This is a genomic window from Vibrio sp. 1457 (assembly GCF_033340195.1).
Lineage (GTDB): Bacteria > Pseudomonadota > Gammaproteobacteria > Enterobacterales > Vibrionaceae > Vibrio > Vibrio alginolyticus.
Genome location: NZ_JAWOWA010000013.1, coordinates 130,081 through 153,022 on the forward strand (window position 1 = coordinate 130,081; position 22,942 = coordinate 153,022).

Here is a 22,942-nt window from a genome sequence, read left to right on the forward strand (position 1 = left end):
TAATTACCTCCTTTTTTTATTTCTCTTATTGAATCCAAACAATTAGCCCCCATATACTGCCTTAAGTAATACGTTAAACGTGAAAGCGGAAGAGAGAATTATATGAACTTGGAACGTTCCGAGCGTATCGAGATCCCGGTACTACCTCTACGTGACGTAGTGGTCTACCCACACATGGTTATTCCATTGTTTGTTGGTCGTGAGAAATCGATTAGCTGTCTAGAAACGGCGATGGAAACCAACAAACAAGTTCTTCTTGTGGCACAAAAGCAAGCGGATACTGACGAGCCTACGGTTGACGACCTATTTGACGTAGGTACGGTAGCCACCATTCTCCAGCTCTTGAAGCTTCCGGATGGCACAGTAAAAGTATTGGTCGAAGGCCAGCAGCGAGCAAAAATCAATCACTTTAAAGAGAGTGACTTTTTCCTAGCGGAAGCTGAATTTGTTGTTACGCCAGAATTGGATGAGCGTGAGCAAGAAGTGATTGTTCGCAGCGCGATTAATCAGTTTGAAGGGTTCATTAAGCTAAACAAGAAGATTCCACCAGAAGTGCTAACGTCACTTAATGGTATCGACGAAGCCGCACGCTTAGCGGATACCATTGCGGCTCATATGCCGTTAAAGTTGGTGGATAAGCAGCAAGTGCTTGAAATTGTTGACGTCACTGAGCGTCTGGAATTCCTGATGGGCCAGATGGAATCAGAGATCGACTTGCTGCAAGTTGAAAAACGAATTCGTGGTCGCGTTAAAAAGCAAATGGAAAAATCTCAGCGTGAGTATTATCTGAATGAGCAAATGAAAGCGATTCAGAAAGAACTTGGTGAGATGGAAGACGCACCAGACGAGTTCGAAACGCTACAGAAGAAGATTGACGAATCAAAAATGCCTCAAGAGGCACGTGAAAAGACAGAGCAAGAGCTGCAAAAGCTTAAGATGATGTCTCCAATGTCTGCTGAAGCAACAGTGGTTCGTAGCTACATCGATTGGATGGTCAGCGTTCCTTGGGCTAAGCGCTCAAAAGTTAAGAAAAACTTAGCGAAAGCAGAAGAGGTTCTTAATGAAGATCACTACGGTCTAGAACGCGTCAAAGAACGTATCCTTGAATACCTAGCGGTTCAAAACCGTATCAACAAGCTAAAAGGTCCTATCCTTTGTCTTGTTGGTCCTCCTGGTGTAGGTAAAACGTCTCTTGGTCGTTCAATTGCTTCAGCTACAGGCCGTAAGTATGTTCGTATGGCGTTGGGTGGTGTGCGTGATGAAGCGGAAATTCGTGGTCACCGTCGTACTTACATCGGCTCATTACCAGGCAAATTGATCCAGAAGATGTCGAAGGTTGGTGTGAAGAACCCGCTGTTCTTATTGGACGAAATCGACAAAATGTCTTCAGATATGCGTGGTGATCCGGCATCGGCTCTACTAGAAGTACTGGACCCTGAACAGAATAACTCGTTCAACGATCACTACCTAGAAGTGGATTACGATCTCTCTGACGTTATGTTTGTTGCGACATCGAACTCGATGAACATCCCGGGTCCATTGTTAGACCGTATGGAAGTTATTCGTTTATCTGGTTACACCGAAGACGAGAAGCTGAACATTGCAAAACGTCACCTTGTTGATAAACAAGTGAAGCGTAATGGCTTGAAAGCGGATGAGATCGTCATTGAAGATTCTGCGATTATTGGCATCATTCGTTACTACACGCGTGAAGCGGGTGTCCGTAACTTAGAGCGTGAGATTTCTAAGATCTGCCGTAAAGCGGTGAAGAACATCTTGCTGGATAAGGACATCAAGTCAGTAACGGTAACGATGGACAACCTAAAAGAGTACTTAGGTGTTCAACGTTTCGATTACGGTAAAGCGGATGAAAGTAACCGAATTGGTCAAGTAACTGGCCTAGCTTGGACCGAAGTGGGTGGCGATCTATTAACGATTGAAACTCAATCAATGCCAGGTAAAGGTAAGCTGACACAAACGGGTTCTCTTGGTGATGTGATGCAAGAGTCTATCCAAGCAGCAATGACAGTGGTTCGCTCTCGTGCAGAAAAGCTAGGTATTAATACTGACTTCTACGAGAAGAAAGATATTCACGTACACGTCCCGGAAGGCGCGACACCAAAAGATGGCCCAAGTGCGGGTACAGCAATGTGTACAGCATTGGTTTCTTCTCTAACAGGCAACCCTGTGAAAGCAGAAGTAGCGATGACGGGTGAAATCACACTGCGTGGTGAGGTTCTACCTATCGGCGGCCTAAAAGAGAAGTTACTTGCGGCACACCGTGGTGGCATTAAGACAGTGCTAATTCCAAAAGATAACGAGCGTGATTTGGAAGAGATTCCTGATAATGTTATCGCGGATCTGGAAGTTATCCCTGTACAGTGGATTGATGAAGTACTGAAAGTCGCACTAGAGCGAGACCCGACGGGCGTTGAGTTTGAGTCTCAAAAATAGTGATGTGTAGCAAAAATAAGTAAAAGTTTACGCTGATAAGCCCAAAAAGGCTTGTCAGCGTTTTTTTTGGGCGCTAAGTTAGTTTCGATAGCTGCCAGCCCTTGATGAATAAGGGGTGGAGCATATTTTCTTAACAATGGAACGAAAGTCATCACAAAAATAATCACAGATGACACAAAGGGGAAATTACAGTGAATAAAACTCAGTTAGTAGAACAAATCGCAGAAAATGCAGATATTTCTAAAGCGTCAGCGGGTCGTGCTCTAGATGCATTCATCGAAGCAGTAAGCGGAACTCTTCAATCTGGTGATCAAGTCGCTCTAGTTGGCTTTGGTACATTCAGCGTTCGTACTCGTGCTGCACGTACTGGTCGTAACCCAAAAACTGGTGAAGAAATCCAAATCGCAGAAGCAAAAGTACCAGCTTTCAAAGCTGGTAAAGCACTGAAAGACGCTTGTAATTAATCACGGCGTTATTTCTGTAACCGGCCATTTGCTTAACTTTTGCTCAAACAATAAGTTTCGAACAAAAATTTACAAACTTCGAGCCGAACTTTCTTAAATTATGCGCATCATACTGATGCGCATTTCTTTTTCTGATATTATTGCGCCATTATTTCTATTAGATAGAAGCAGTAGGCTTCAATTGTGGAGAGCAGTTAAATTATGATGGATCGACTACGCGAAGGCGTGAATAGCATCGCGGTCAAAATTATCCTTGGACTTATCATCCTGTCTTTCGTATTTGCAGGTGTAGGTAGCTACATCGTTGGTGGTAGCAACAACTCTGCAGCGAAAGTCGGTAACACTGAGATTCCTCGTGGTGAGTTCGAGATGGCATACCAAAATGAGCGTAACCGTATGCAAGCTCAGTTGGGTGACTACTTCTCTCAAATGCTGGCTGACCCTGCATATGTTGAATCTTTCCGAAAATCCGTTTTAGATCGAATGATCAATGACGTGTTGCTTGACCAACAAGCTGAAGCTTTAGGTCTGCGAATCAGCGACACTCAAGTGCGTAGCATGATTCTAGACATGCCTCAGTTCCAATCTAATGGTCAGTTTGATCAAGAGATCTATCAAGCTTCTTTGCGTCGTGCAGGCTTTTCGCCAGACTCTTTTGCTGAGTACATGCGTCGTGAATTGGTTCGTGAGCAACTGCTGAATGCGCTACAAAACAGTGAATTTATTCTGCCGGGTGAAGTACAAGCAGAAGGCAAGCTGTTCACTCAAACTCGTGATATTCGCACGATTCAGATCGACTTAGCGGAGTTTGCGAAAAATATTGAATTGACCGACGAAGAAATTCAAGAGTACTACAAAGCAAACCCAGACAACTTTACACGTCCAGAGCAGGTTAAAGTCTCTTACATCGAACTGTCAGCTGAAGCGCTAAAGGAACAAGTTAATGTTTCTGATGCTGAGGTGAAAAAGTACTACGACGAGCACTTAAACAAATACTCTTCAGAAGAGCAACGCCGTGTCGCTCACATTCTTGTAGAAGGGGACGATGAAGCAAAAGCGCAAGCTATCCTAGATGAGCTAAACGCGGGTGCAGACTTTGCGACGCTTGCTCAAGATAAATCTGACGATTTTGGCAGCGCTGAAAACGGTGGTGACTTAGGTTGGATCGAGCGTGATGTGATGGACCCTGCTTTTGAAGAAGCGGCATTCGCACTGAAGAATCCTGGCGATACGTCGGGTCTAGTAAAGTCGGACTTTGGCTATCACATTATCAAGCTTGAAGAGCTAAAAGATTCTGTGGCGAAGCCATTTGAAGAAGTCGCTGCTGAAATCAAACAAGAGATGGTTGACCAACAAGCTCTCGATCAATTCTACGAGTTGCAAAATGAGCTTGAGCGCGTAGCGTTTGAATACCCAGACTCATTGTATGATGCTTCTCAAGCGGTTAACCAAGAAGTGAAGACAACAGACTTTATTTCTCAGGTTGATGCACCTGAAGTGCTTCGTAGCCCTGCGGTAATGCAAGCTATCCTAAGCCCTGAAGTTAAAGAAGATGGCCTAAACTCTGAAGCTATCGAAGTTGCGCCTGAGCATATTATCGTTGTTCGTGTTGAAGATGCGCGTGACGAGACAGTTCTTCCACTAGAAGAAGTGAAAGATCAGGTTGTTGCAGAGCTATCTCGTGTTAAAGGTGAGCAAGAAGCGATGGAACTTGGAACACAAGTCGTTGCGGCATTGAAAGAAGGTAAGACGAACGTGCTTGCTGAAAACAATCTTGCCTTTGGTGAACAAGAGACAGTAGATCGTCGTTCTCCGTTGGCAACAACGGTATTCGCGATGGCAAAACCAGTCGATGGTAAACCAGTATACGGTCAGTCTAAAGATCTTGAAGGTAACATCATTATCATCGAGCTTGATGCTGTAAACGCAGAGCTAGATAGTGAGTTAGAAGATCAAGTTGCGATGCAAATGCAGCGTGCATCTTCTCAGCAAGATTTATCATCTGTACTAGCCGTACTGCGTGCAAATACTGACATTGAGTACTTTGTTGTGAGCAACTAAGCACAATTAGTGTAATTTGTATGTTGAATAAAACGGACCGCATAAGCGGTCCGTTTTATTTTTGTCTTTATGAACTTCAATCATCAATAGGCATTACTTAAATTAGTGCGCGTTTAAGTGATAGCGGCCGTTGTGAATTCCGGATCATCTCAGTTTGTTAAATGCATAACCATATTGCTTTCCATTGCAAACTTGATAGTGACTCGCTCTCGACGACTGTTTTTAGCCTACTATTTTGGAGATTGTATGTTCAATATGAAATGGATTTTGACATTGTGCTTATTTGTTTTTGCACCTTTTAGCATGGCTGCGGATTCAGCCACTGACAAATATGAAGGAATTGAAATTACTGTAAATATCAACACGGCCACTGCTGAAGAAATTGCGACCATGTTGAAAGGTATAGGTGAGAAGAAAGCGCAGAGTATAGTGGACTACCGCGAGGAACATGGCCCTTTTAAAACGGCAGCAGATTTGAAGAGCGTAAAAGGCATAGGTGAAGCGACAGTTAAGAAAAACGAAGACCGCATTTTACTGTAGCTTGATGTATTGCAGATATTGAGTCTGAATTCAGAACAATATCTGTTTCCCTATTACTGCTTTCCCGAACCAGCCCCTCTTTCGTGGTTCGGGATTTTTTATCCGAATAAACGACGGCGAAGGCCTTTTTCCAGTAAAGCCATTACTAACCCACCGAGTGCGCCAAACATATGAGCATCAATAGCAACGTTTGCACCGATAAGCTCAGCAGTACTGCTGGATGGGCCATAGACCTGCTCCCATGCTACTTTGGCGATTAGCCCTCCGACTAACAACACACTGCTTCTTCTGCTTTCAAAGACTTCTCTGAGCGCCCAAAATCCAAACAATCCGTGTAATACGCCGGATAAACCCACATATACCGACATGTTGGTAAACAAATTCAGCGCACCAACACATGCACATAAGATTGAAAAAACGATAAGGAAGTTACGAGTGCTTGGGCGAAAAATAAAAGTAATGATCCACAATCCGGCGAGGTTCATTCCTAAGTGCGCAAAGTTGGTATGTGTGAGATTTCCTGTTACGATTCGCCACCATTCACCATGGCGTATATTGTAGCTGTGCCACTCGGTTAGGCTTGCCATTGGTTCAAATTGAAGTATCAAACAGATCACGCTGATAATACTCAGCAAGGTATAAAGGTTCACTCTATGTCTCGTTATTGTTCTCGTTGTGGAAAATCGCAAAAAGCGTGTATTTGCCAATGGATTGTACCGCTGGCAAGCGAGGTAGAACTTATCATTCTTCAGCACACGAGTGAAGAACATCGTCCGCTTGGTACGGCACGGATTCTCAATTTGAGTTTAGATAACTGTATTTGTTTGATAGGAGAGGACTTTTCTTGTGATGATGCCTTAAATCACTTATTAGCGGATGAGTCATATCAACATTTTGTTCTTTACCCATCAGAAGAGTCACGATGCATTTCTGAAATCACTCAAGCGAGTCATAGTGTATCTAAGAAAATACGTTTGATTTTGCTCGATGGTACGTGGAAAAAAGCGTACAAAATGTGGCAACTCTCAAGCAACTTACATCCACTCCCAACCGTGCAGTTGCCTAAGCAACTACAAGGGCACTACACCATTCGTAAGGCGCCCTCTGAGAATAGCTTATCGACAGTCGAGGCTGGTTATCATTCGCTTCGCTTGCTTGAACCCGAGCGCAACTTTACACCGCTTATGCATGCCTTTGAAAATATGATCGAATTCCAAATCGCCCAGATGCCTCCGGGCGTTTTTGAAAAGAATTACTTGAAAGGTTGAGTGTTACTAAAGAACGATGGAAGAGAAAAGTTGGCGGTGTAGCTTTTGCGCGTGACCATCGGTCATTGCAGAAATATAATCGGCGATGACCCTCATCTTATTGCTCTCGCTCTTCGCCTGACACCACAGCTCTTTTGTATGAACGGGAAGTAAGCGCTCTGGGTCTGCTGTTAACGCTTCAAAAATATCCATAATAATTTGCTGACCCTTATACTCAACGATCTGGACCTGCGGGACTTGGATCACAAAAGTGCTGACAAAGTGCTTGAGTACGTCAAGTGCACGTGCCATCTGTGGTTCTAAACACGCATTCCAAGACAGTAACGGGTTATTAAACGGCTCATCCACCGTTTTGATTGAAATGCTGGTCAGTAGCGCGTTAACCATACCACCGATAGCATCTTTCCGCTCATGGTGCTTACCGCTAAATAGCATCTGTCCGATGGAATCGATATGAGCTTCGAACCACGGGTCGCCACAGTCCGCTAATTGACTTGCTGCGCCTTCTTGCCATTGCTGACGTGTCACCATACCAAGTACGATTGCATCTTCTAAATCATGAACACCGTAGGCGATATCATCTGCTAGCTCCATGATTGAGCAATCGAGTGATTTAAAGCGCGTTTTACTGTGCTCAAACTCCGATTCTGGCGTTGAACGCATCAGACTAAGCAATGCCTTGTCGTTGTCAGAAAGCGGTGCAATTACCCAATCAAATAAGTCTTTATCACAATCATAAATGCCTTTAGCTGGGCTCCAATCTTTTGCTTTTAGTTTACGTTGATGCTCGGCTGGTTGAGGCAACTTGACGGAGCGTGTTTGACTAATGAGGGCAGGGTATTTAATCAAACCAAGCAGTGTGCGGCGTGATAAATTCATTCCGAAATGCTCGGTATAAGGCTCTAACTTAGTGACGATACGAAAGGTTTGGGCGTTCCCCTCGAAGCCGCCATGTTCGCGCATTACGTAGTTTAGAGCGACTTCTCCCCCATGACCGTATGGAGGATGCCCGATGTCGTGAGCCAAACATAATGAATCAATTAAGCTGTCTGATGGTAATAGTTCACGGAACTCTGGTTGTTTTTTCTTTAACTGGGCGACGATACCGGTCCCGAGTTGCGACGCTTCTAAGGAGTGCGTTAACCGACTGCGGTGAAAGTCTTCCAAGCTATTGCCGTGTACTTGGGTTTTTGCTTGTAGGCGTCGAAATGCAGCCGAGTGAAGAATGCGCGCTCGGTCTCGTTGGTACGGGCTCCGATGGTCGTCTCGACGGATTTTATGCTCATCATCATGGCGCTCTTGCCATTGCGGGTGTAATTCAAACGACACGATTATCTCCGTAAGCTAACTGATTTCATCTAACGATAATTCGAAACTTGGGGCAAAGGTATTGAGAAAGTAATCCATTTCAGGCGTTCTGCGTTCTTGCAAAGTGACGTCTAAGCGTTTTTTTGCCAGAGCGAACTCATGGTTGCCGGCGCTTAGTTCTTCAAGACATTTTAAATAGGCACAGATGGAATCGGCTTGCTTAACGATTTTTGCGTCCTCTTCGTGTGCAGAGTGAGAAAGAAGATAGGGGGCAAAATCATCGTGGAACTCTTCCGGTAACATTGAGAGTAATTTTTGTTCCGCTGCCGATTCTATCTTCTTATATTCTTTGGCAATTTCAGGGTTGTAATACTTCACTGGAGTTGGAAGATCACCCGTTAATACTTCACTGGAGTCATGGTACATGGCCAGAATCGCGATGCGTTCTGGATTAAGGTTGCCGCCGAACTTTTTGTTTTTAATTAGGGCAAGGGCATGAGCGACAAAAGCAACTTGTAAGCTATGCTCTGAAACGTTTTCTGGTGAGACGGACCGCATTAAAGGCCAGCGTTGGATCAGCTTCATTCGAGCCAGGTGGGCGAAAAAATGGCTTTCTTTCATGGCTTTCTCCGTTTCTGGTGTAAAAAAGGAACTCACTAGGAGTTCCTCTAAGCATATGAGAGATCAGCACTAATTACTACCAGTGATTCATTACTGGCTGTAGGTTGATAGGAATCTTTCAAAACGTCCAATGGCGATTTCTAGATCTTCAACGTGCGGTAGTGTCACGATGCGGAAGTGGTCTGGTTTTGGCCAGTTAAAACCAGAACCTTGCACCAGTAAGACCTTCTCTTGTTTTAAGAAATCTAAAACCATCTGCTGATCGTTCTTGATGTTGTACATTTTAGTGTCGATTTTCGGGAAGAGGTACATCGCACCCTTAGGTTTGACACAAGAAACACCAGGAATCTGATTGATCAATTCATACGCTCGGTTGCGCTGCTCTAATAAGCGTCCGCCAGGTAAAATCAGTTCATTGATACTCTGGTATCCACCTAACGCGGTTTGAATGGCATGTTGCATTGGTACGTTTGCACATAAACGCATTGATGAAAGCAGCTCCAAGCCATTCACGTACCCTTGAGCCAGATGTTTAGGCCCCGTTAGGAACATCCAGCCACCACGGAAACCACAAACACGGTAGGCTTTTGAAAGGCCATTGAATGTCATGACTAGCACGTCTTCAGTGAGTGTGGCGACTGAGGTATGTGTTGCACCGTCGTACAACACTTTGTCGTAGATCTCATCTGCGAAAATGATCAGTTTGTGCTTGCGTGCTATCTCAATCACTTCAAGTAGGAAGTCACGGCTGTATACCGCACCTGTCGGGTTGTTCGGGTTGATCAGAACAATGCCACGTGTCTTTGGTGTGATTTTCTTTTTGATGTCTTCAAGGTCTGGGTACCAGTCAGCTTCTTCATCACATAGATAATGAACCGGCTTACCACCAGATAGTGCAACTGAAGCTGTCCATAACGGATAGTCTGGTGCTGGGATCAGCATTTCGTCGCCATTGTTTAATAGCGCTTGCATGGCCATTACGATCAACTCAGACACGCCGTTACCTACATACACATCTTCGACATCTAGCGAGCGTATACCTTTACGCTGATAGTGTTGGACCACAGCTTTACGAGCAGAGTAAATACCTTTGGAATCACAATAGCCTTGAGAAGTCGGCAGATTACGAATCACGTCGACTAAAATCTCATCAGGGGCGTCAAAACCAAATGGGGCAGGGTTACCAATGTTTAGCTTTAGGATTTTATGCCCTTCTTCCTCCATGCGCTTAGCATGTTTGAGTACAGGACCCCTAATGTCGTAGCAGACATTGTCGAGTTTTGACGACATCCCGATATTTTGCATTGTTTAATTCCTAAAAATTCGTTAATTTCTTTATTAAAATACAATAATTTGTTTTTTATTAGAATATATATCTGTAAATAATCTGTCTGCTGGTTAGGTTTTGCTCGCTTGCTATCACAGGATTTTGCAAAAGATCGCATACGACCTTGATTTGCTTTGGGTCTAAACTTAGAGTAGCCGTCAGTTACCATTTATCCTCACATACAACGAGGTTGATTTGTCACAGTTCCATCAAGCCGTAAAGAGAATTATCGAGCGAGTTCAGCAATCGGAAGGCAATCAAACACGTCTGGTCGAGCCCCTTAGCGAGAAACCTAATTTCTCATTTGTTGATTGGCTTGATGCACAACCACTTTTCCCTAAGTTTTATTGGCAGTCCCGCGATACACGTGAAGAGGTCGTTGCACTAGGGCAATTGCACGCTTTTGTTGAGCCAGGTCCTGCTTATACCATTCTAGGTGAAGGGCAAAGAGTCTGGGGCGGGCGCTCTTTTGATGGGCAGCATGAGAAGAATCGCCGCTGTATGCCTTCTTTTTTCTTTTTGCCTCAAATTGAGTTAATTCGTTTTGACCAACAGTGGTCTCTCGCAGTTAATATTTCAGAAGACAAAGCGCAAACTCTAGCTGGGTTGAATAAACTGGTTTGTGAGGTCGCGGCCTTAGCTCCAATTTCGTCTCACATCCGCTCTATTGTTCATACGCCAAGTCAGCCTCAATGGAATGAGTTAGTTCATAAAGTTCTGACTGGTATAGAGAATGATGATTTTAAGAAAGTGGTTTTAGCGCGTCGTTCTACCGTGCAGCTTGATAACACATTAAGTGCTGCACAGCTACTTAAAGCAAGTTACTTAAATAACCATCATAGCTTCCATTTCATGCTGAGCTTAGACAGTAAGCACAGTTTTATGGGGTCTACGCCAGAACGTTTGTATTCGCGTGTTGGGCATGAACTCCACACTGAAGCGTTGGCAGGCACGATTGGTCGGGGAGACAATGCCACTCAAGATATGGAGTTGGCGAATTGGTTATCCCAAGACCAAAAGAACCTCAACGAAAACCAGTATGTGGTGGACGACATCATTGACCGTCTATCACCGCATTCTGAAATGGTTGAAGTGGAAGCTGAACCGAGTTTGGTCAGACTACGAAAAGTGCAGCACCTTAAGCGAAATATTCACGCTAGTCTAAGAGCGGGGATAAATGGTGTTCAGTTGTTATCGGCGCTTCAGCCAACAGCGGCGGTTGCCGGCTTACCCCGACAAGAGTCCATGCAGTTTATTCTTGATAATGAGCCCTTTGCACGCGGCTGGTACGCGGGGTCAATGGGTTACATAAGCCATGAACGAGCAGAGTTTTGTGTCGCAATCAGAAGCGCGCTTGTGCTCGGTGATCAAGTACAACTGTTTGCGGGCGCAGGGATTGTGCCTGGTTCTGTGGCAGAACATGAGTGGGCAGAACTTGATAAGAAAATGTCGACGTTACTTACGCTGATTTCTGATCATCCGCCATTGGGAGTCGCATCATGAGTCATGACCAAGCGGTGCTCAATCGAGTTTGGTCAGAAACCATATTGATTGAGCTTCAGCGATTTGGCGTTAAGCATGTTTGTATCGCTCCCGGATCTCGTTCTACTCCTTTAACTTTAGAAGCGGCAGAACAGTCCGACTTTTCCATTCATACTCATTTTGATGAGCGTGGACTGGGCTTTATGGCTCTTGGTTTAGCGAAAGCTACTCAGGAGCCAGTGGCAATTATCGTTACCTCTGGTACGGCAGTGGCGAACCTATTACCGTCGGTTGCCGAAGCCAAACTTACTGGTGAAAAACTGGTGCTGCTGACAGCAGATCGTCCAGTAGAACTTGTCGGCTGTGGTGCAAACCAAGCGATAAATCAATTGGGTATTTTTTCACATCATGTTTCGGCCAGTTTGAATTTACCAAGCCCAAATTTAGCAACGTCGCTTAACTGGTTGCTGACCTCTGTTGACGAAGTGATGTTTACTCAGCAATTGCAGGGTAGTGCTGTTCATATTAATTGTGCATTTCCAGAGCCTTTGTATTCCAACGGCGCAAAAGCGGATTATCAAACCTACTTAGATTCGGTCGCCGGATGGCGAAAAGGAAGCGGCACTTATACTCAGCGTTTTAGCCATTTGTCACAGGCGAACATCCCGCCTTTTTCGGACAAAAAAGGCTTGGTTGTGATTGGCAGCTTACCGCTTGAACAAGCGAAGTCGGCGCAGGCATTTGCACAAAAGATGGGATGGCCAGTACTTGCAGACCCGCAAAGTGGTCTCAGTTCGGATTGGGCGTGTTACGATGTATGGCTTCAACTTCCCGAGTTCGCAAACGAGCTTGAATCTTGTGAACTTATTATCCAATTTGGTAGCCGAATCATCTCCAAACGTTTGAACCAATGGATTGATAAACAAGTATCGAAAAATCAACAAAGTAAAGACGTTCAGTATTGGTATGTCTCACCTTGTATGGACCGGAATAACCAAAATCATCTGGCGCAAATGCACTGGGTTGAGCCTCCTAAAACGTGGGTTTCTCGCATTAGTTTTGAGAAGTCAATATTTGCTAGGTGGGCTGATAGGTTAGCGAATGACGTTAAGCGAGTTCATCAACGTATCGAAGAAGCCTTCCTATCTGATTCAGCGTCTGCCATTGACGAAATTGCGTTGGCAGCAGACATCAACGAGCGCACAAAGAACGTAGATGTTTTCTTGGGTAATAGCTTGTTTGTTCGGCTTGTTGATATGTACGGAAAATTGGATGGTGTAGAGGTTTTCACTAATCGAGGCGCGTCAGGGATTGACGGTTTGTTTGCTGCGGCATCAGGCGTGCAACGGGCAAGAGGTAATCCGTTACTGATGTATATCGGTGACACAGCAGCACTTTATGATCTCAATTCTCTGGCGCTATTTTCTCACAATAAACTGCCGGCGGTACTTGTTGTTACTAATAATGACGGCGGTGCGATTTTTGATATGTTGCCAGTACCACTAGAGCGCAGGACGACATATTATCAAATGCCTCATGGTTATCAGTTTGAACACGCGGCAAAGCAGTTTGGTTTGGCGTATTTGCATGTTTCTACACTGGAGCAATTCCAATCATCTGTAAAAGAGCATTTATGTCACCGCCAAGGCACGTTGCTGGTCGAGGTTCAAACCCCACCTAATCAAGCTGCTGAGACACTCAAGGCATTTAATAAGAGTCTGAATGCTTTACTTTGAACGTTTCCCTGTATTAGAAAAACACCAAAGTAGAACGTTGCCCACTTTGGTGTTTTTGCATGGCTTACTCGGTAGCGGTGCCGATTGGCTCGCGTGTTTAAATGCATTACCCGAATATGAACGTGTTACGGTTGACCTTCCTGGTCACGGACGCAGCCAATCTATTTTTTGCTGCGATTTAAATGATTGCTGCAAACTTCTTGGTTCCACACTATCTTTATTATTTCCCTCACAACAACCACTTATTTTGATTGGATACTCTATGGGCGGCCGCATTGCGATGCATGGTATTGCCCATCAATGCTTTCCAGATCTCAATATTGCGGGCGCGATTGTTGAAGGGGGAAACTTCGGGCTTCAAACTGAGTCAGAGAAACAGGTGAGATTAGAGAATGATGCTCGCTGGGCAATGCGTTTCAAAACTGAACCACTTGAACGTGTTTTGAACGATTGGTACCAACAAGCGGTGTTTTCTTCACTAAACCATGAGCAAAGACAAACATTCATTGCGAAGCGAAGTGATAATCTTGGCTCAGCGGTGGCGAATATGTTGATGGCGACATCGTTAGCCAAACAGGCATATTTGTTGCCCTCACTGCAAAAGCAGAACATACCAGTGTATTACTTGTGTGGTGAGAAAGACCAAAAATTTAGCCAACTGGCACAACGTAGCGGGTTGGCGTATCGACAAGTTGAAAGCGCTGGTCATAACGTCCATCAAGAGCAGCCCAAACAGTTTGCGATACATACCAAGCAAATAATTCAGTCTCACTTTGGTGAGAGTAACGAGAACAATGGGAATCACCATGGCTAAAACAGTAGGCATTTCTGAAGAAGAACTTTACGCTCCGGTTCAATGGAAAGATTGCGGCGAGAGATACGAGGACATTCATTACCATAAGTCTGAAGATGGTATCGCGAAAATCACCATTGCGCGTCCTCAAGTGCGTAACGCGTTTCGTCCTCAAACGGTAAAAGAGATGATTGATGCGTTGGCAGATGCGCGTTACGACTCTGGTGTTGGCGTGATCATTCTGACAGGTCTAGGTGAAGACGCATTCTGTTCTGGCGGTGACCAGAAGATCCGTGGCGACTACGGCGGCTACAAAGACGACCAAGGTACGCACCACCTAAACGTATTGGACTTCCAACGTGATATTCGTACTTGTCCAAAACCAGTGATCGCATCGGTAGCGGGTTGGGCTGTGGGCGGTGGTCATGTTCTGCACATGATGTGTGACCTAACGATTGCAGCTGACAACGCTCAATTTGGTCAAACAGGCCCTAAAGTGGGTTCATTTGATGGCGGTTGGGGTGCATCTTACATGGCTCGCATCGTAGGCCAAAAGAAAGCTCGCGAAATTTGGTTCCTATGTCGTTTCTACAATGCTCAAGAAGCGGTAGACATGGGCCTAGTAAACACAGTTGTACCACTAGCGGATCTAGAGAAAGAAACCGTTCGTTGGTGTCGTGAAGTACTACAGCACAGCCCAATGGCATTGCGCTGCCTGAAAGCTGCATTAAACGCAGATTGTGATGGTCAAGCGGGTCTGCAAGAGCTAGCGGGTAACGCAACGATGATGTTCTACATGACTGATGAAGGCCAAGAAGGTCGTAATGCCTTTAACGAGAAGCGTCGCCCAGACTTCGATAAATTCCCTCGCAACCCATAATCCGTCTAAATGAGGAGCGTGTTAGCTCCTCTGTTCCTTTTTTCCTGAGCGCCTCGCCCTCTGGGAGGCTGGTGGGATTGCTCGTCAGAACGCTCAAATATACGGCATTACATAGGACTTGAATTATGCGTGAAGCGAAAATTTATCGTTATAGCTTGCCCATGGATAGTGGTGTCATCCTACGTGACAACAAGCTAACCGAACGTGTTGGTTATGTTGTTGCGCTTTCCGAAGATGGTAAAACAGGGCTTGGAGAAGTCGCTCCTCTTCCTGGTTTTAGCTTAGAGAGCACCGAAGATGCGGGTGTTCAGCTACAAGAACAGGCGGAGCGTTGGGTAGCAGAGTTGGATGTGGATTATGCCAAGATGTACCCGTCGGTTGCGTTTGGTTTATCGATGGCACAGCTTGAATTAGCTGGTGGCTTACCACAACAAGGTAAATACCAAACAGCGCCACTATGCACTGGCGACCCAGATGAGCTCATTCCAAAGCTGAACGAAATGGAAGGTGAGAAAGTCGCTAAGGTGAAAGTTGGACTTTATGAGCCAATTCGCGATGGCATGCTTGTGAACCTTTTTCTTGAATCAATCCCTCAATTAACGCTTCGACTCGATGCCAATCGCGCTTGGACACCAGAAAAAGCGCAGCAGTTCGCTAAGTACATTGCTCCGTCTCTGCGTCAACGAATCACGTTTCTAGAAGAGCCGTGCCGCTCTCCTGGCGATAGTCTCTCTTTTGCGATTAATACTGGTATTGCTATCGCTTGGGATGAAACATTGCAAGATGCGGTTCGTCGTGAAGATTTCCGTCTTGAAGATCTAACTGGTGTGAAAACGATCATCATCAAACCCACACTCATTGGTTCAGTGGATTTTTGTATTACACTGATAGAGAAAGCGAAGTCACTGGGGATGAAAGCAGTGATTAGCTCGAGCATTGAATCCAGTCTCGGTTTAACTCAATTAGCGCGCTTTGCCCAATGGCAGCTGCCTGATGAAGTTCCAGGTTTGGATACGATTGGCTTATTCAAAGCTCAGCTAGAGCAGGGCTGGCCTAAGTGTGAACTTCCCGTTCTTCCTCTAAAAGACCAGGAGATTGTGTGGCATTCTGCGTAGACAATATTGCGAAGGCACCATGGAAATATTGGGCTCAAACGAGCCCTTTTTCTATTGCACTCAAGACATCAACAGAAGTATTAAACTGGCAACAACTCTCGAAGCGTATTGACCAATACACTCACTATTTGAATGACTTGGGTGTAACTCGGGGGGATGTGCTGACTTTGGTTGGCAAGAAGCAAGTAGAAACACTGTTGTTTTATCTTGCCTCCAAACAGTTAGGCGCGCTCGCTGCGCTGACCATGGAACAACCACTAGATAAGTTGCAGGGTAAGCTTGCTACACTTTACAGGCCTGATCAAACTCGGTTTATCTGGTTTTCTCTGGAGTGCGCTTCGACCTTTTTTGAACATGATATACAAAAACTCAAGGCAACATTGCTTTCACCGCCTGTAGTATCACAGAAAGAGAGTGATTCGTTGACTGAAGATAGCTATCATCATGATCGGCTAGCTTCAGTAGTATTTACTTCTGGCTCTACAGGGGAGCCTAAAGCTGTGGTTCATACACATCGACAGCATCTTGCGTCTGCAGAGGGCTTGTTGCAGGAGTTCATTTTCACTCAGCAAGATGCTTGGCTGTTATCGCTTCCGCTGTATCACGTCTCTGGATTAGCGATTGTCTATCGTTGGCTATATGTCGGAGCAACACTAAAAGTCGGTTCAGGGAAACTTGTTGATGATATTCAGGGCGTATCACACGCTTCTTTGGTTGCGACTCAGCTCAAACGGTTATTGGATGATGATGCACATTTGTCATTGACACATGTGCTACTGGGCGGCAGTCACGTTGATCATGAGTTGGCACTACGAGCATCAGGGCAAGGCATTGAGACGTGGTTAGGTTATGGGATGACGGAGGCGGCCTCTACCGTTACCGCAAAGAGAATTGACAGCACCAGTAATGCTGGACATGTATTGAAGCACCGTAAGATAAAATTAGTTGACCAACGCATTTTTGTTGGCGGTAAGACATTAGCGGCAGGGTATTTCCATCAAGGACATGTTACCCCATTTCTGGATGAGAAAGGCTGGTTTGACAGCAAAGATCTTGGCGAGTGGCAAGGTGATGAATTAAAGATAATCGGCCGTGCCGACAATCAGTTTATCTCTGGTGGTGAGAATATCCATTGTGAAGAGATTGAAGCCGCTTTGAACCAAATTGATGGTGTAGTGCAGAGTATAGTGGTTCCAGTCGAAGACGCGGAGTTTGGTCATAGACCAGTAGCTGTGATTCAGACCAATGGATTGCGCAGCAAGTCGGAGTATGACCAGCACTTGCAATCAAAGTTAGAGAAGTTTAAATGGCCAGTGGAATACCATGTAATGCCACAAACTCTACTAGAAGGTGGGATCAAAATTTCACGTAAGGCCGTGAAAGAGTGGCTGCTGTCATCAATTCAGCATTAGTCAATTTTGCTATGTATTAGTCATAAAGAGAATTTCGTATCCTTATAACTCTGAATCATAATTATGCTTCTTAGTGGAGAGAAAATGCATAAGGTTCAGGATGGCAAAGCTAGTTTTAATTGCGGCAGTAGCACTACAAATTGGTATCGCGATAAGTAGTGAAGGGCTAGCCCGCTCTCTTGCAGAGCTAACGGCATTTTTGATCGCTATAGCGTTGGTCGTTATATACAAAAATAGCAAACGGGAAATACCGTCCCCTCAACGCGATAAGCAGACCACCAATATCTAAAACAGTAACCAACTTAGAGAAGTGGTAGAAATTAGCACCCACAGAGTCACACCAAACAACAGCGGCTTAGCTCCAGCTGACTTTAGTTTTGAAATTGAAATGCTGCAACCTATCAAAAACAGACATACAACCAACGCTTGCTTTGCTCCAATGAAAATGCCGTGATAGACCATTTCAAATTGAGGAAAGAAGTCGCTAAACGCGATAGCTGCACAGTACCAAAAAATGAAATAAGGGATAGCTAGTTTTTTCTTTCCATTCTCTTTTGGGCCTCTTGAAAAGATGACGGCACTGATCAAAGCAACAGGAATGATCCATAAAGCGCGCGCGAGTTTCAATGTTGTTGCCGTAGTTAGCGCTTCTTCCCCATAGGCCGAGGCAGCCCCGACAACAGAAGATGTGTCATGAATGGCAATCGCAGCCCATGTGCCAAACGTGTGTTGATCTAGCCCTAAAGCATGTCCAATCACAGGAAACACAAAGAGTGCAATGGAGTTCAGGACAAATACCGTTGCCAGTGCTAATCCAATCTGCTCGTCTTTCGCTTTAATCGCCGGTGCCACAGCAGCAATTGCGCTACCACCACAAATTGCAGTACCTGATGAGATTAAGTAAGCGGTTACTCGCTCCAATTTAATTACCCTGGCAATGAGAGTGCCCATGATCAGTGTGCCTGTAATAGTGGCGATGATCAGGCCGATACCATCCGATGTGACTGCAAGTGCTTGCTCAAAGTTGATGCCAAAGCCTAAGCCAATAATCGAGTAAGACAGCAGCTTTTTAGTAAAAGAAGCGATGGGCAGCTCGGAAGGCACAAAACCAAAACTTGCGAGTAGAAAACCGATAACTAGAGCAATGGGAGAGGAGGCAAGAGGGGTTAGACAAAAAAGTAACGCCAATCCAAACAGGAGGTAGTTTCTATTCAAGGTTTTTATTCGCTGTTGTGAATGAAAGGGAGAGTATATCGCACTGGGTGTGGTCAGTTTGTCTTAATGATTTGAACACATGTTCAGTTATCCTAAACATGTGTTCAAGTGTATTTATCGCCAGTCGCCTCTAAGTTGATGCACTTTATCGAACATTGTTTTTGCCGTTGCTTCATTTGGTGGCACCGGTTGTCCTGCCTCAATTTCTAGCTTTGACCAAAATCGAGTCGGTAAGCCACAGCATGCGCGACCTTTTGCGCGGCTGAAATAGCTTCCCCATAAGCCTTTAAGTGCAACAGGTATGACGGGTACTGGGCTACGACGTAGAATGATATCAATACCGCGCATGAATTCATTCATTTCACCATCTGAAGTTAATCTTCCTTCAGGGAAAATACAGACGATATGACCTTCGCTTAGCGCAGCTTCCACATCGTTAAATGCACGTCTGATAGAGCTTCTGTTACTCGCTGAAATTGGAATTACCCCAGTTCGACGTAAAAAGCGCCTTAATGGAGGTAGGTTGGCGTAATCTTCCTCCATGACAAAACGAATCAACCTTGGGCATACGGCACTAAGTAGCAATGCATCCATGTAGCTTACATGATTACATACAATCAATGCCCCACCATGCTCGGGTAGGTTGTGTAGATTCTTATGCTTAACTCGATAGATGGTGTGCGTAAGCATCCACATGACAAAGCGAACTACAAAAATAGGAATTTGCAAAAAGATGTAAGCGGCGACTAAGAAATTTAAAACGGCTAACAATGCAAACAGCTGAGGAATTGTCATCTTGATTACACTTAGGCACACAATACCTAAGACAGCGCTGCCGACCATAAACAGAGAGTTAAAAATGTTGAGCCCTGCGATGACTTGAGCACGTTCGGTTTCCTTTGCTCGATGCTGCATTAATGCGTAAAGAGGCACGATAAACAAACCGCCCGAAGCGCCAATCATCAATAGGTAGAAAAATAATGGCCAAAAAGGCTCATATCTAAAGAAGTCTACAAAGTTATGGAAAGTAGGTAGATCATTGGGAATGGAAGTGGCCATTAGGTACCCAAATACCGTAATGCCAAAGGCACCAATTGGCACAATACCGACTTCGATACGATGGTTTGAGATCCAATTGCAAAGTAGCGACCCTAGCGCGATACCAATGGAAAATAGAGCGAGCAAGAAAGACACCGCACTCTCGGTGCCATTTAGGTAAATCTTAGTGAAATTCGGGAATTGTGTTAGATATGCGGCGCCTAAAAACCAAAACCAGCTTATTGCCATTATGCATTGAAAAACAACTCGATCGGATTTGGCGATAGAGAGCGTGTGTTTGGTTTGCTTGTATGGTTGCCAACGAAAAGAGAGATTGGGCGCGCTGGCTGCAGCAAAGGGGATTGAGCGGCTCGACAAGTAGCCTAACAATGCGAAGATCACGACACAAAATGCGGCAAGGTATTTTGCGTTGTCTGCAGAGGCTATAATCCCAGCGCCTAAGGTGCCAATAAGGATGGCGATAAAGGTACCAGCTTCAACAAGAGCGTTGCCGGGCACTAACTCTTTAGCATTTAACTTTTGAGGCAAAAGGGCATATTTAACTGGGCCAAAAAATGCTGACTGTGTGCCCATTAAAAACAGTAGCAATAAAAGCACACCATAACTTTCGGTTATGAATCCGATGGCACCCAAGAGCATGATGGCTATTTCAAATAGTTTAACCTTACGAATAAACCATGACTTTTCATATTTGTCGGCTAATACGCCAGCGGAAGCAGAGAACAGAAAGAACGGTAGAATGAACAAGCCTGCCGCAAGGTTGATGAACAAATTGCTCGAAATAGGTAGTGCACTGGAGCCAGCGAATGCGACAAACAACAGCAAAACGTTTTTAAAAATATTGTCGTTGAAAGCGCCAAAAAACTGAGTAATGAAATAGGGCAGGAACTTTCTCTGCGTAAGTAAGGACGGCTGTCTGTCGGATGACATGGATAATCCTTTGTTACCAGTTCGTGAGGTAGTTAGAAAGAAGATTACTGATCAATTCTTTGCCATCAATCGGCTCACTAGAGAAAAACTTATCATCAACACTGAGTAAAGTAATGCCATGTACGCCAGACCAAAGGACTCGACTCGCTTGAATCACTTCGGATTCAGTACGATGTGGTGCGATTTGAGCCAATAGTGACTCTAGCATTCCCGTCATACCATCGATACGTTTGGCATGCCATTCCGGAAGTTCTGCTCCATTCATGTTGTGTTCGAACACTAACTGCCAACGGTATGGGTGTTTTTGAGCAAAATCGTGGTAGCAATAAGCGAGTTCAAAAAGCGCTTGATGGGAGTCTTTGCTGTCATTAGTCGCTTTGCGTGCTTCTTGAGATAACTCATCTAAAGTTTGAGCGACAACATGAAGCAACAACAAATTATAATTACCAAAAACATTTACCAATGTGCTTGGCACGTAACCAATCATGTTAGCGATTTTACGAAGACTGAGTTCGTGGTAAGAATTCTCATCTAAAAAGTTTTTGACCGTTGTTAACGTCAAATTCACTAACTCTTCTCGGGTGTGATCGTTTCTGCGCGCCATACTCTCAAACTACTTTATTGAACATCGTTCAATATGATAGTCAGCTACCTATTAACCGTCAACAAGGCAATGTGTCCAAGTGCCCTCAAGGTGTAGGATTCTGAGCTGTGTCACTGATTCTAATTCAAGTAAAACAATCTGGAGTATTAGTGAACTTATTCCATACTTTTTTTACATTGATCAAGCGCCTTCAGCTGAATTGTAAGCAGTGTGAGCAGTCTGCATTTTTGGCAATATTCTGATACATGTCAGCTTCTATAAGCTATTTTCATCAATCGGTATACAGAGTATGATGACTTAAAAATCATCTTTGGCGTGCTACTGTTTGAAACAACGATTGTTTCGTCTTGAAAATGGGGCACTATCTTAGATAGCTAACTTTAAGGATAACGATGAAACGTTTATTTTCTATTGTTGCTTTATTGATGTTTACTGTTGCTGTAACGCCTATCGCGGAAGCGAAGAAGTTTGGTGGCAGTAAGTCTTTCGGTAAGAGCTACAAAACTGCACCAGCACCGAAACAACAGCAACAAAACACCAATACGGTCGGCAAAGATCAGACGACAAAGTCTTCAAGTAAGAAAGGCCTTATGGGTGGTCTGCTAGGCGGACTTCTTGCTGGTGGTCTACTTGCTGCATTCTTTGGCGGTGCTTTTGAAGGTATCCAGTTTATGGATATCCTAATTATTGGTTTGATTGCCTTTGTCATCTTTAAACTAATGCGTGGTATGCTAGGTGCGAAGCAGGGCAGTATGAACCAGCATCGTCAACAGCCTGCATTTGGTGGCAACGCATCTAAGTTTGAGCAACCAAACATGCAAAACTTTGAGCAACAACCAAACACAAATAATGGTGGCTTTGGTGGTTTTGGCGCTCAAACAGACGTACCACATAACTACCCACCGGGTTTTGACCAAGCAGCGTTCATTAATGGTTCTCGTGAACACTATCGAATCCTGCAAGGTGCGTGGAATCACAACCAGTTAGAAACTATTGAAGAATATGTTTCTCCAAGCTTGTTTGAAGACCTAAAAGCAGAGCGCGCGAAGCTCGACGGTGAGCAGCATACTGACGTAATGTACGTTGATGCGGAGATCGTCCGTGCTGATTACGATGCAAATAAAGCACAGCTTAGTCTGCAGTTTAGCGGTCGTTACCGTGACACAGTAGAAGGTGTTGAAGAAGAAATCGAAGATATCTGGCACCTAGAGCGTGACTTGACTGCGCCTAATGCGCCATGGTTAATCGTTGGCATTCAAGGCTAGTCACCTTTAAACCAATTTAGTCACTAGTAAAAATCCCGCATCCCCTGCGGGATTTTTTGTATCTATCATTTATATTTCTTGTACGTGTTTTTATACAAACATCACTAATTGAGTCCGCTTGATAACTTTTGCTCTAATTTTGCGAGCCCACTTTTTCTAGTAAGTCCTAAAGTGTTTTCCTATTTATATTGAACATTCATATTAAGGCCATACGAACTAACAAAATCAAAATAGCTAGTACATTGTTTGTAGGGTAAAGATCTGCTCCTCAGCCTTTTGTTTGTGGAGTTTCACATGGGGTTGGTTGCTTTAGTGAGATTGAGTATAGGTTATACCAATCGTAGTAAATAACTGGTCATTCTAGCTTGTTAAAATACTCGATAACTGCGTTGCAATTTTTGATTGTAG

Annotated in this window: 20 protein-coding genes; 13 read left to right on the forward strand and 7 right to left on the reverse strand. The window is 44.6% G+C overall.

Going from position 1 to position 22,942, the window contains the following annotated elements; genetic code table 11:
* The first annotated feature begins 102 nt into the window (after positions 1 to 102).
* The 4 genes from lon to R7Z41_RS15260 all read left to right on the forward strand — a co-directional run bounded on the left by lon (position 103) and on the right by R7Z41_RS15260 (position 5,519).
* The gene (gene lon / locus R7Z41_RS15245) at positions 103 to 2,454 is read left to right on the forward strand and encodes an endopeptidase La (protein WP_005382343.1); all 2,352 of its coding nucleotides are present in this window, start codon (positions 103 to 105) and stop codon (positions 2,452 to 2,454) included.
* A gap of 191 nt (positions 2,455 to 2,645) precedes the next feature.
* Positions 2,646 to 2,918: an HU family DNA-binding protein gene (locus tag R7Z41_RS15250; protein ID WP_005382341.1), complete on the forward strand. Its 273-nt coding sequence runs from the start codon at positions 2,646 to 2,648 to the stop codon at positions 2,916 to 2,918.
* Between the two features lie 201 nt (positions 2,919 to 3,119).
* Positions 3,120 to 4,979: a peptidylprolyl isomerase gene (gene ppiD / locus R7Z41_RS15255; RefSeq protein ID WP_206970937.1), complete on the forward strand. Its 1,860-nt coding sequence runs from the start codon at positions 3,120 to 3,122 to the stop codon at positions 4,977 to 4,979.
* A gap of 255 nt (positions 4,980 to 5,234) precedes the next feature.
* Positions 5,235 to 5,519 (forward strand): ComEA family DNA-binding protein, encoded by a 285-nt coding sequence (locus R7Z41_RS15260; protein ID WP_031777211.1) that lies wholly within the window; start codon positions 5,235 to 5,237, stop codon positions 5,517 to 5,519.
* Between the two features lie 98 nt (positions 5,520 to 5,617).
* On the opposite strand, the gene rrtA is transcribed toward R7Z41_RS15260, so the two are convergent.
* Positions 5,618 to 6,169: a rhombosortase gene (gene rrtA, locus R7Z41_RS15265; RefSeq protein ID WP_005382331.1), complete on the reverse strand. Its 552-nt coding sequence runs from the start codon at positions 6,167 to 6,169 to the stop codon at positions 5,618 to 5,620.
* A gap of 3 nt (positions 6,170 to 6,172) precedes the next feature.
* On the opposite strand from rrtA, the gene R7Z41_RS15270 reads away from it, so the two are divergent.
* Positions 6,173 to 6,787: a tRNA-uridine aminocarboxypropyltransferase gene (locus tag R7Z41_RS15270; RefSeq protein ID WP_206970938.1), complete on the forward strand. Its 615-nt coding sequence runs from the start codon at positions 6,173 to 6,175 to the stop codon at positions 6,785 to 6,787.
* 6 nt (positions 6,788 to 6,793) lie between these two features.
* Here R7Z41_RS15270 and R7Z41_RS15275 read toward each other — a convergent pair whose 3' ends face one another.
* The 3 genes from R7Z41_RS15275 to R7Z41_RS15285 form a co-directional block, all read right to left on the reverse strand.
* Complete coding sequence (locus tag R7Z41_RS15275; RefSeq protein ID WP_206970939.1) at positions 6,794 to 8,116, reverse strand: anti-phage deoxyguanosine triphosphatase; 1,323 nt, start codon at positions 8,114 to 8,116, stop codon at positions 6,794 to 6,796.
* A gap of 15 nt (positions 8,117 to 8,131) precedes the next feature.
* On the reverse strand, positions 8,132 to 8,716 hold the full coding sequence (gene yfbR / locus R7Z41_RS15280) for a 5'-deoxynucleotidase (protein ID WP_017634778.1): 585 nt from the start codon (positions 8,714 to 8,716) through the stop codon (positions 8,132 to 8,134).
* A 90-nt stretch (positions 8,717 to 8,806) separates the two neighbouring features.
* The gene (locus R7Z41_RS15285; protein WP_053303263.1) at positions 8,807 to 10,021 is read right to left on the reverse strand and encodes a pyridoxal phosphate-dependent aminotransferase; all 1,215 of its coding nucleotides are present in this window, start codon (positions 10,019 to 10,021) and stop codon (positions 8,807 to 8,809) included.
* Between the two features lie 217 nt (positions 10,022 to 10,238).
* Between R7Z41_RS15285 and R7Z41_RS15290 the strand changes: the two genes are divergently transcribed.
* From R7Z41_RS15290 to R7Z41_RS15320, 7 genes are all read left to right on the forward strand, one after another.
* Positions 10,239 to 11,546: an isochorismate synthase MenF gene (locus R7Z41_RS15290; RefSeq protein ID WP_017819991.1), complete on the forward strand. Its 1,308-nt coding sequence runs from the start codon at positions 10,239 to 10,241 to the stop codon at positions 11,544 to 11,546.
* Entirely contained in the window at positions 11,543 to 13,261 is a 1,719-nt protein-coding gene (gene menD, locus R7Z41_RS15295) for a 2-succinyl-5-enolpyruvyl-6-hydroxy-3-cyclohexene-1-carboxylic-acid synthase (protein ID WP_206970940.1), read from the forward strand. Before R7Z41_RS15290 ends, menD begins: the two co-directional genes overlap by 4 nt.
* Entirely contained in the window at positions 13,248 to 14,075 is an 828-nt protein-coding gene (gene menH, locus R7Z41_RS15300; protein ID WP_169628629.1) for a 2-succinyl-6-hydroxy-2,4-cyclohexadiene-1-carboxylate synthase, read from the forward strand. The genes menD and menH overlap by 14 nt, the downstream gene beginning before the upstream one ends.
* Positions 14,068 to 14,934, forward strand: coding sequence for a 1,4-dihydroxy-2-naphthoyl-CoA synthase (gene menB / locus R7Z41_RS15305; RefSeq protein ID WP_137281811.1), 867 nt, complete (start codon positions 14,068 to 14,070; stop codon positions 14,932 to 14,934). The genes menH and menB overlap by 8 nt, the downstream gene beginning before the upstream one ends.
* A gap of 125 nt (positions 14,935 to 15,059) precedes the next feature.
* Entirely contained in the window at positions 15,060 to 16,049 is a 990-nt protein-coding gene (menC, locus tag R7Z41_RS15310; RefSeq protein ID WP_042524032.1) for an o-succinylbenzoate synthase, read from the forward strand.
* A complete protein-coding gene (menE, locus tag R7Z41_RS15315; protein WP_225477740.1) occupies positions 16,034 to 17,461 on the forward strand; it encodes an o-succinylbenzoate--CoA ligase in 1,428 nt (475 codons plus the stop codon). The genes menC and menE overlap by 16 nt, the downstream gene beginning before the upstream one ends.
* A 100-nt stretch (positions 17,462 to 17,561) precedes the next feature.
* On the forward strand, positions 17,562 to 17,750 hold the full coding sequence (locus R7Z41_RS15320) for a hypothetical protein (RefSeq protein ID WP_017634658.1): 189 nt from the start codon (positions 17,562 to 17,564) through the stop codon (positions 17,748 to 17,750).
* Here R7Z41_RS15320 and R7Z41_RS15325 read toward each other — a convergent pair.
* The 3 genes from R7Z41_RS15325 to R7Z41_RS15335 all read right to left on the reverse strand — a co-directional run bounded on the left by R7Z41_RS15325 (position 17,747) and on the right by R7Z41_RS15335 (position 21,269).
* Positions 17,747 to 18,676 carry a YeiH family protein gene (locus tag R7Z41_RS15325; protein ID WP_137281813.1) on the reverse strand — a complete coding sequence of 310 codons (930 nt, stop codon included), beginning with the start codon at positions 18,674 to 18,676 and terminating at the stop codon, positions 17,747 to 17,749. The two genes, R7Z41_RS15320 and R7Z41_RS15325, sit on opposite strands and share 4 nt — an antisense overlap.
* A 114-nt stretch (positions 18,677 to 18,790) precedes the next feature.
* On the reverse strand, positions 18,791 to 20,665 hold the full coding sequence (locus R7Z41_RS15330) for an MFS transporter (RefSeq protein ID WP_033906874.1): 1,875 nt from the start codon (positions 20,663 to 20,665) through the stop codon (positions 18,791 to 18,793).
* A 13-nt stretch (positions 20,666 to 20,678) separates the two neighbouring features.
* Positions 20,679 to 21,269, reverse strand: coding sequence for a TetR/AcrR family transcriptional regulator (locus R7Z41_RS15335; RefSeq protein ID WP_005382308.1), 591 nt, complete (start codon positions 21,267 to 21,269; stop codon positions 20,679 to 20,681).
* 392 nt (positions 21,270 to 21,661) lie between these two features.
* Here R7Z41_RS15335 and R7Z41_RS15340 point away from each other — a divergent pair, with 392 nt between their 5' ends.
* The gene (locus tag R7Z41_RS15340; protein WP_005384268.1) at positions 21,662 to 22,534 is read left to right on the forward strand and encodes a Tim44 domain-containing protein; all 873 of its coding nucleotides are present in this window, start codon (positions 21,662 to 21,664) and stop codon (positions 22,532 to 22,534) included.
* The last annotated feature ends 408 nt before the right edge of the window (positions 22,535 to 22,942 follow it).

Excerpts from the sequence above, each read along its gene's own strand:
- R7Z41_RS15340 (WP_005384268.1), top strand. The coding sequence starts at position 21,662 with ATGAAACGTTTATTTTCTATTGTTGCTTTATTGATGTTTACTGTTGCT.
- menB (WP_137281811.1), top strand. The coding sequence starts at position 14,068 with ATGGCTAAAACAGTAGGCATTTCTGAAGAAGAACTTTACGCTCCGGTT.
- lon (WP_005382343.1), top strand. The coding sequence starts at position 103 with ATGAACTTGGAACGTTCCGAGCGTATCGAGATCCCGGTACTACCTCTA.
- menD (WP_206970940.1), top strand. The coding sequence starts at position 11,543 with ATGAGTCATGACCAAGCGGTGCTCAATCGAGTTTGGTCAGAAACCATA.
- yfbR (WP_017634778.1), bottom strand. The coding sequence starts at position 8,716 with ATGAAAGAAAGCCATTTTTTCGCCCACCTGGCTCGAATGAAGCTGATC.
- menC (WP_042524032.1), top strand. The coding sequence starts at position 15,060 with ATGCGTGAAGCGAAAATTTATCGTTATAGCTTGCCCATGGATAGTGGT.
- R7Z41_RS15270 (WP_206970938.1), top strand. The coding sequence starts at position 6,173 with ATGTCTCGTTATTGTTCTCGTTGTGGAAAATCGCAAAAAGCGTGTATT.
- R7Z41_RS15330 (WP_033906874.1), bottom strand. The coding sequence starts at position 20,665 with ATGTCATCCGACAGACAGCCGTCCTTACTTACGCAGAGAAAGTTCCTG.
- R7Z41_RS15285 (WP_053303263.1), bottom strand. The coding sequence starts at position 10,021 with ATGCAAAATATCGGGATGTCGTCAAAACTCGACAATGTCTGCTACGAC.
- menH (WP_169628629.1), top strand. The coding sequence starts at position 13,248 with ATGCTTTACTTTGAACGTTTCCCTGTATTAGAAAAACACCAAAGTAGA.
- ppiD (WP_206970937.1), top strand. The coding sequence starts at position 3,120 with ATGATGGATCGACTACGCGAAGGCGTGAATAGCATCGCGGTCAAAATT.
- R7Z41_RS15320 (WP_017634658.1), top strand. The coding sequence starts at position 17,562 with ATGGCAAAGCTAGTTTTAATTGCGGCAGTAGCACTACAAATTGGTATC.
- R7Z41_RS15335 (WP_005382308.1), bottom strand. The coding sequence starts at position 21,269 with ATGGCGCGCAGAAACGATCACACCCGAGAAGAGTTAGTGAATTTGACG.
- R7Z41_RS15260 (WP_031777211.1), top strand. The coding sequence starts at position 5,235 with ATGAAATGGATTTTGACATTGTGCTTATTTGTTTTTGCACCTTTTAGC.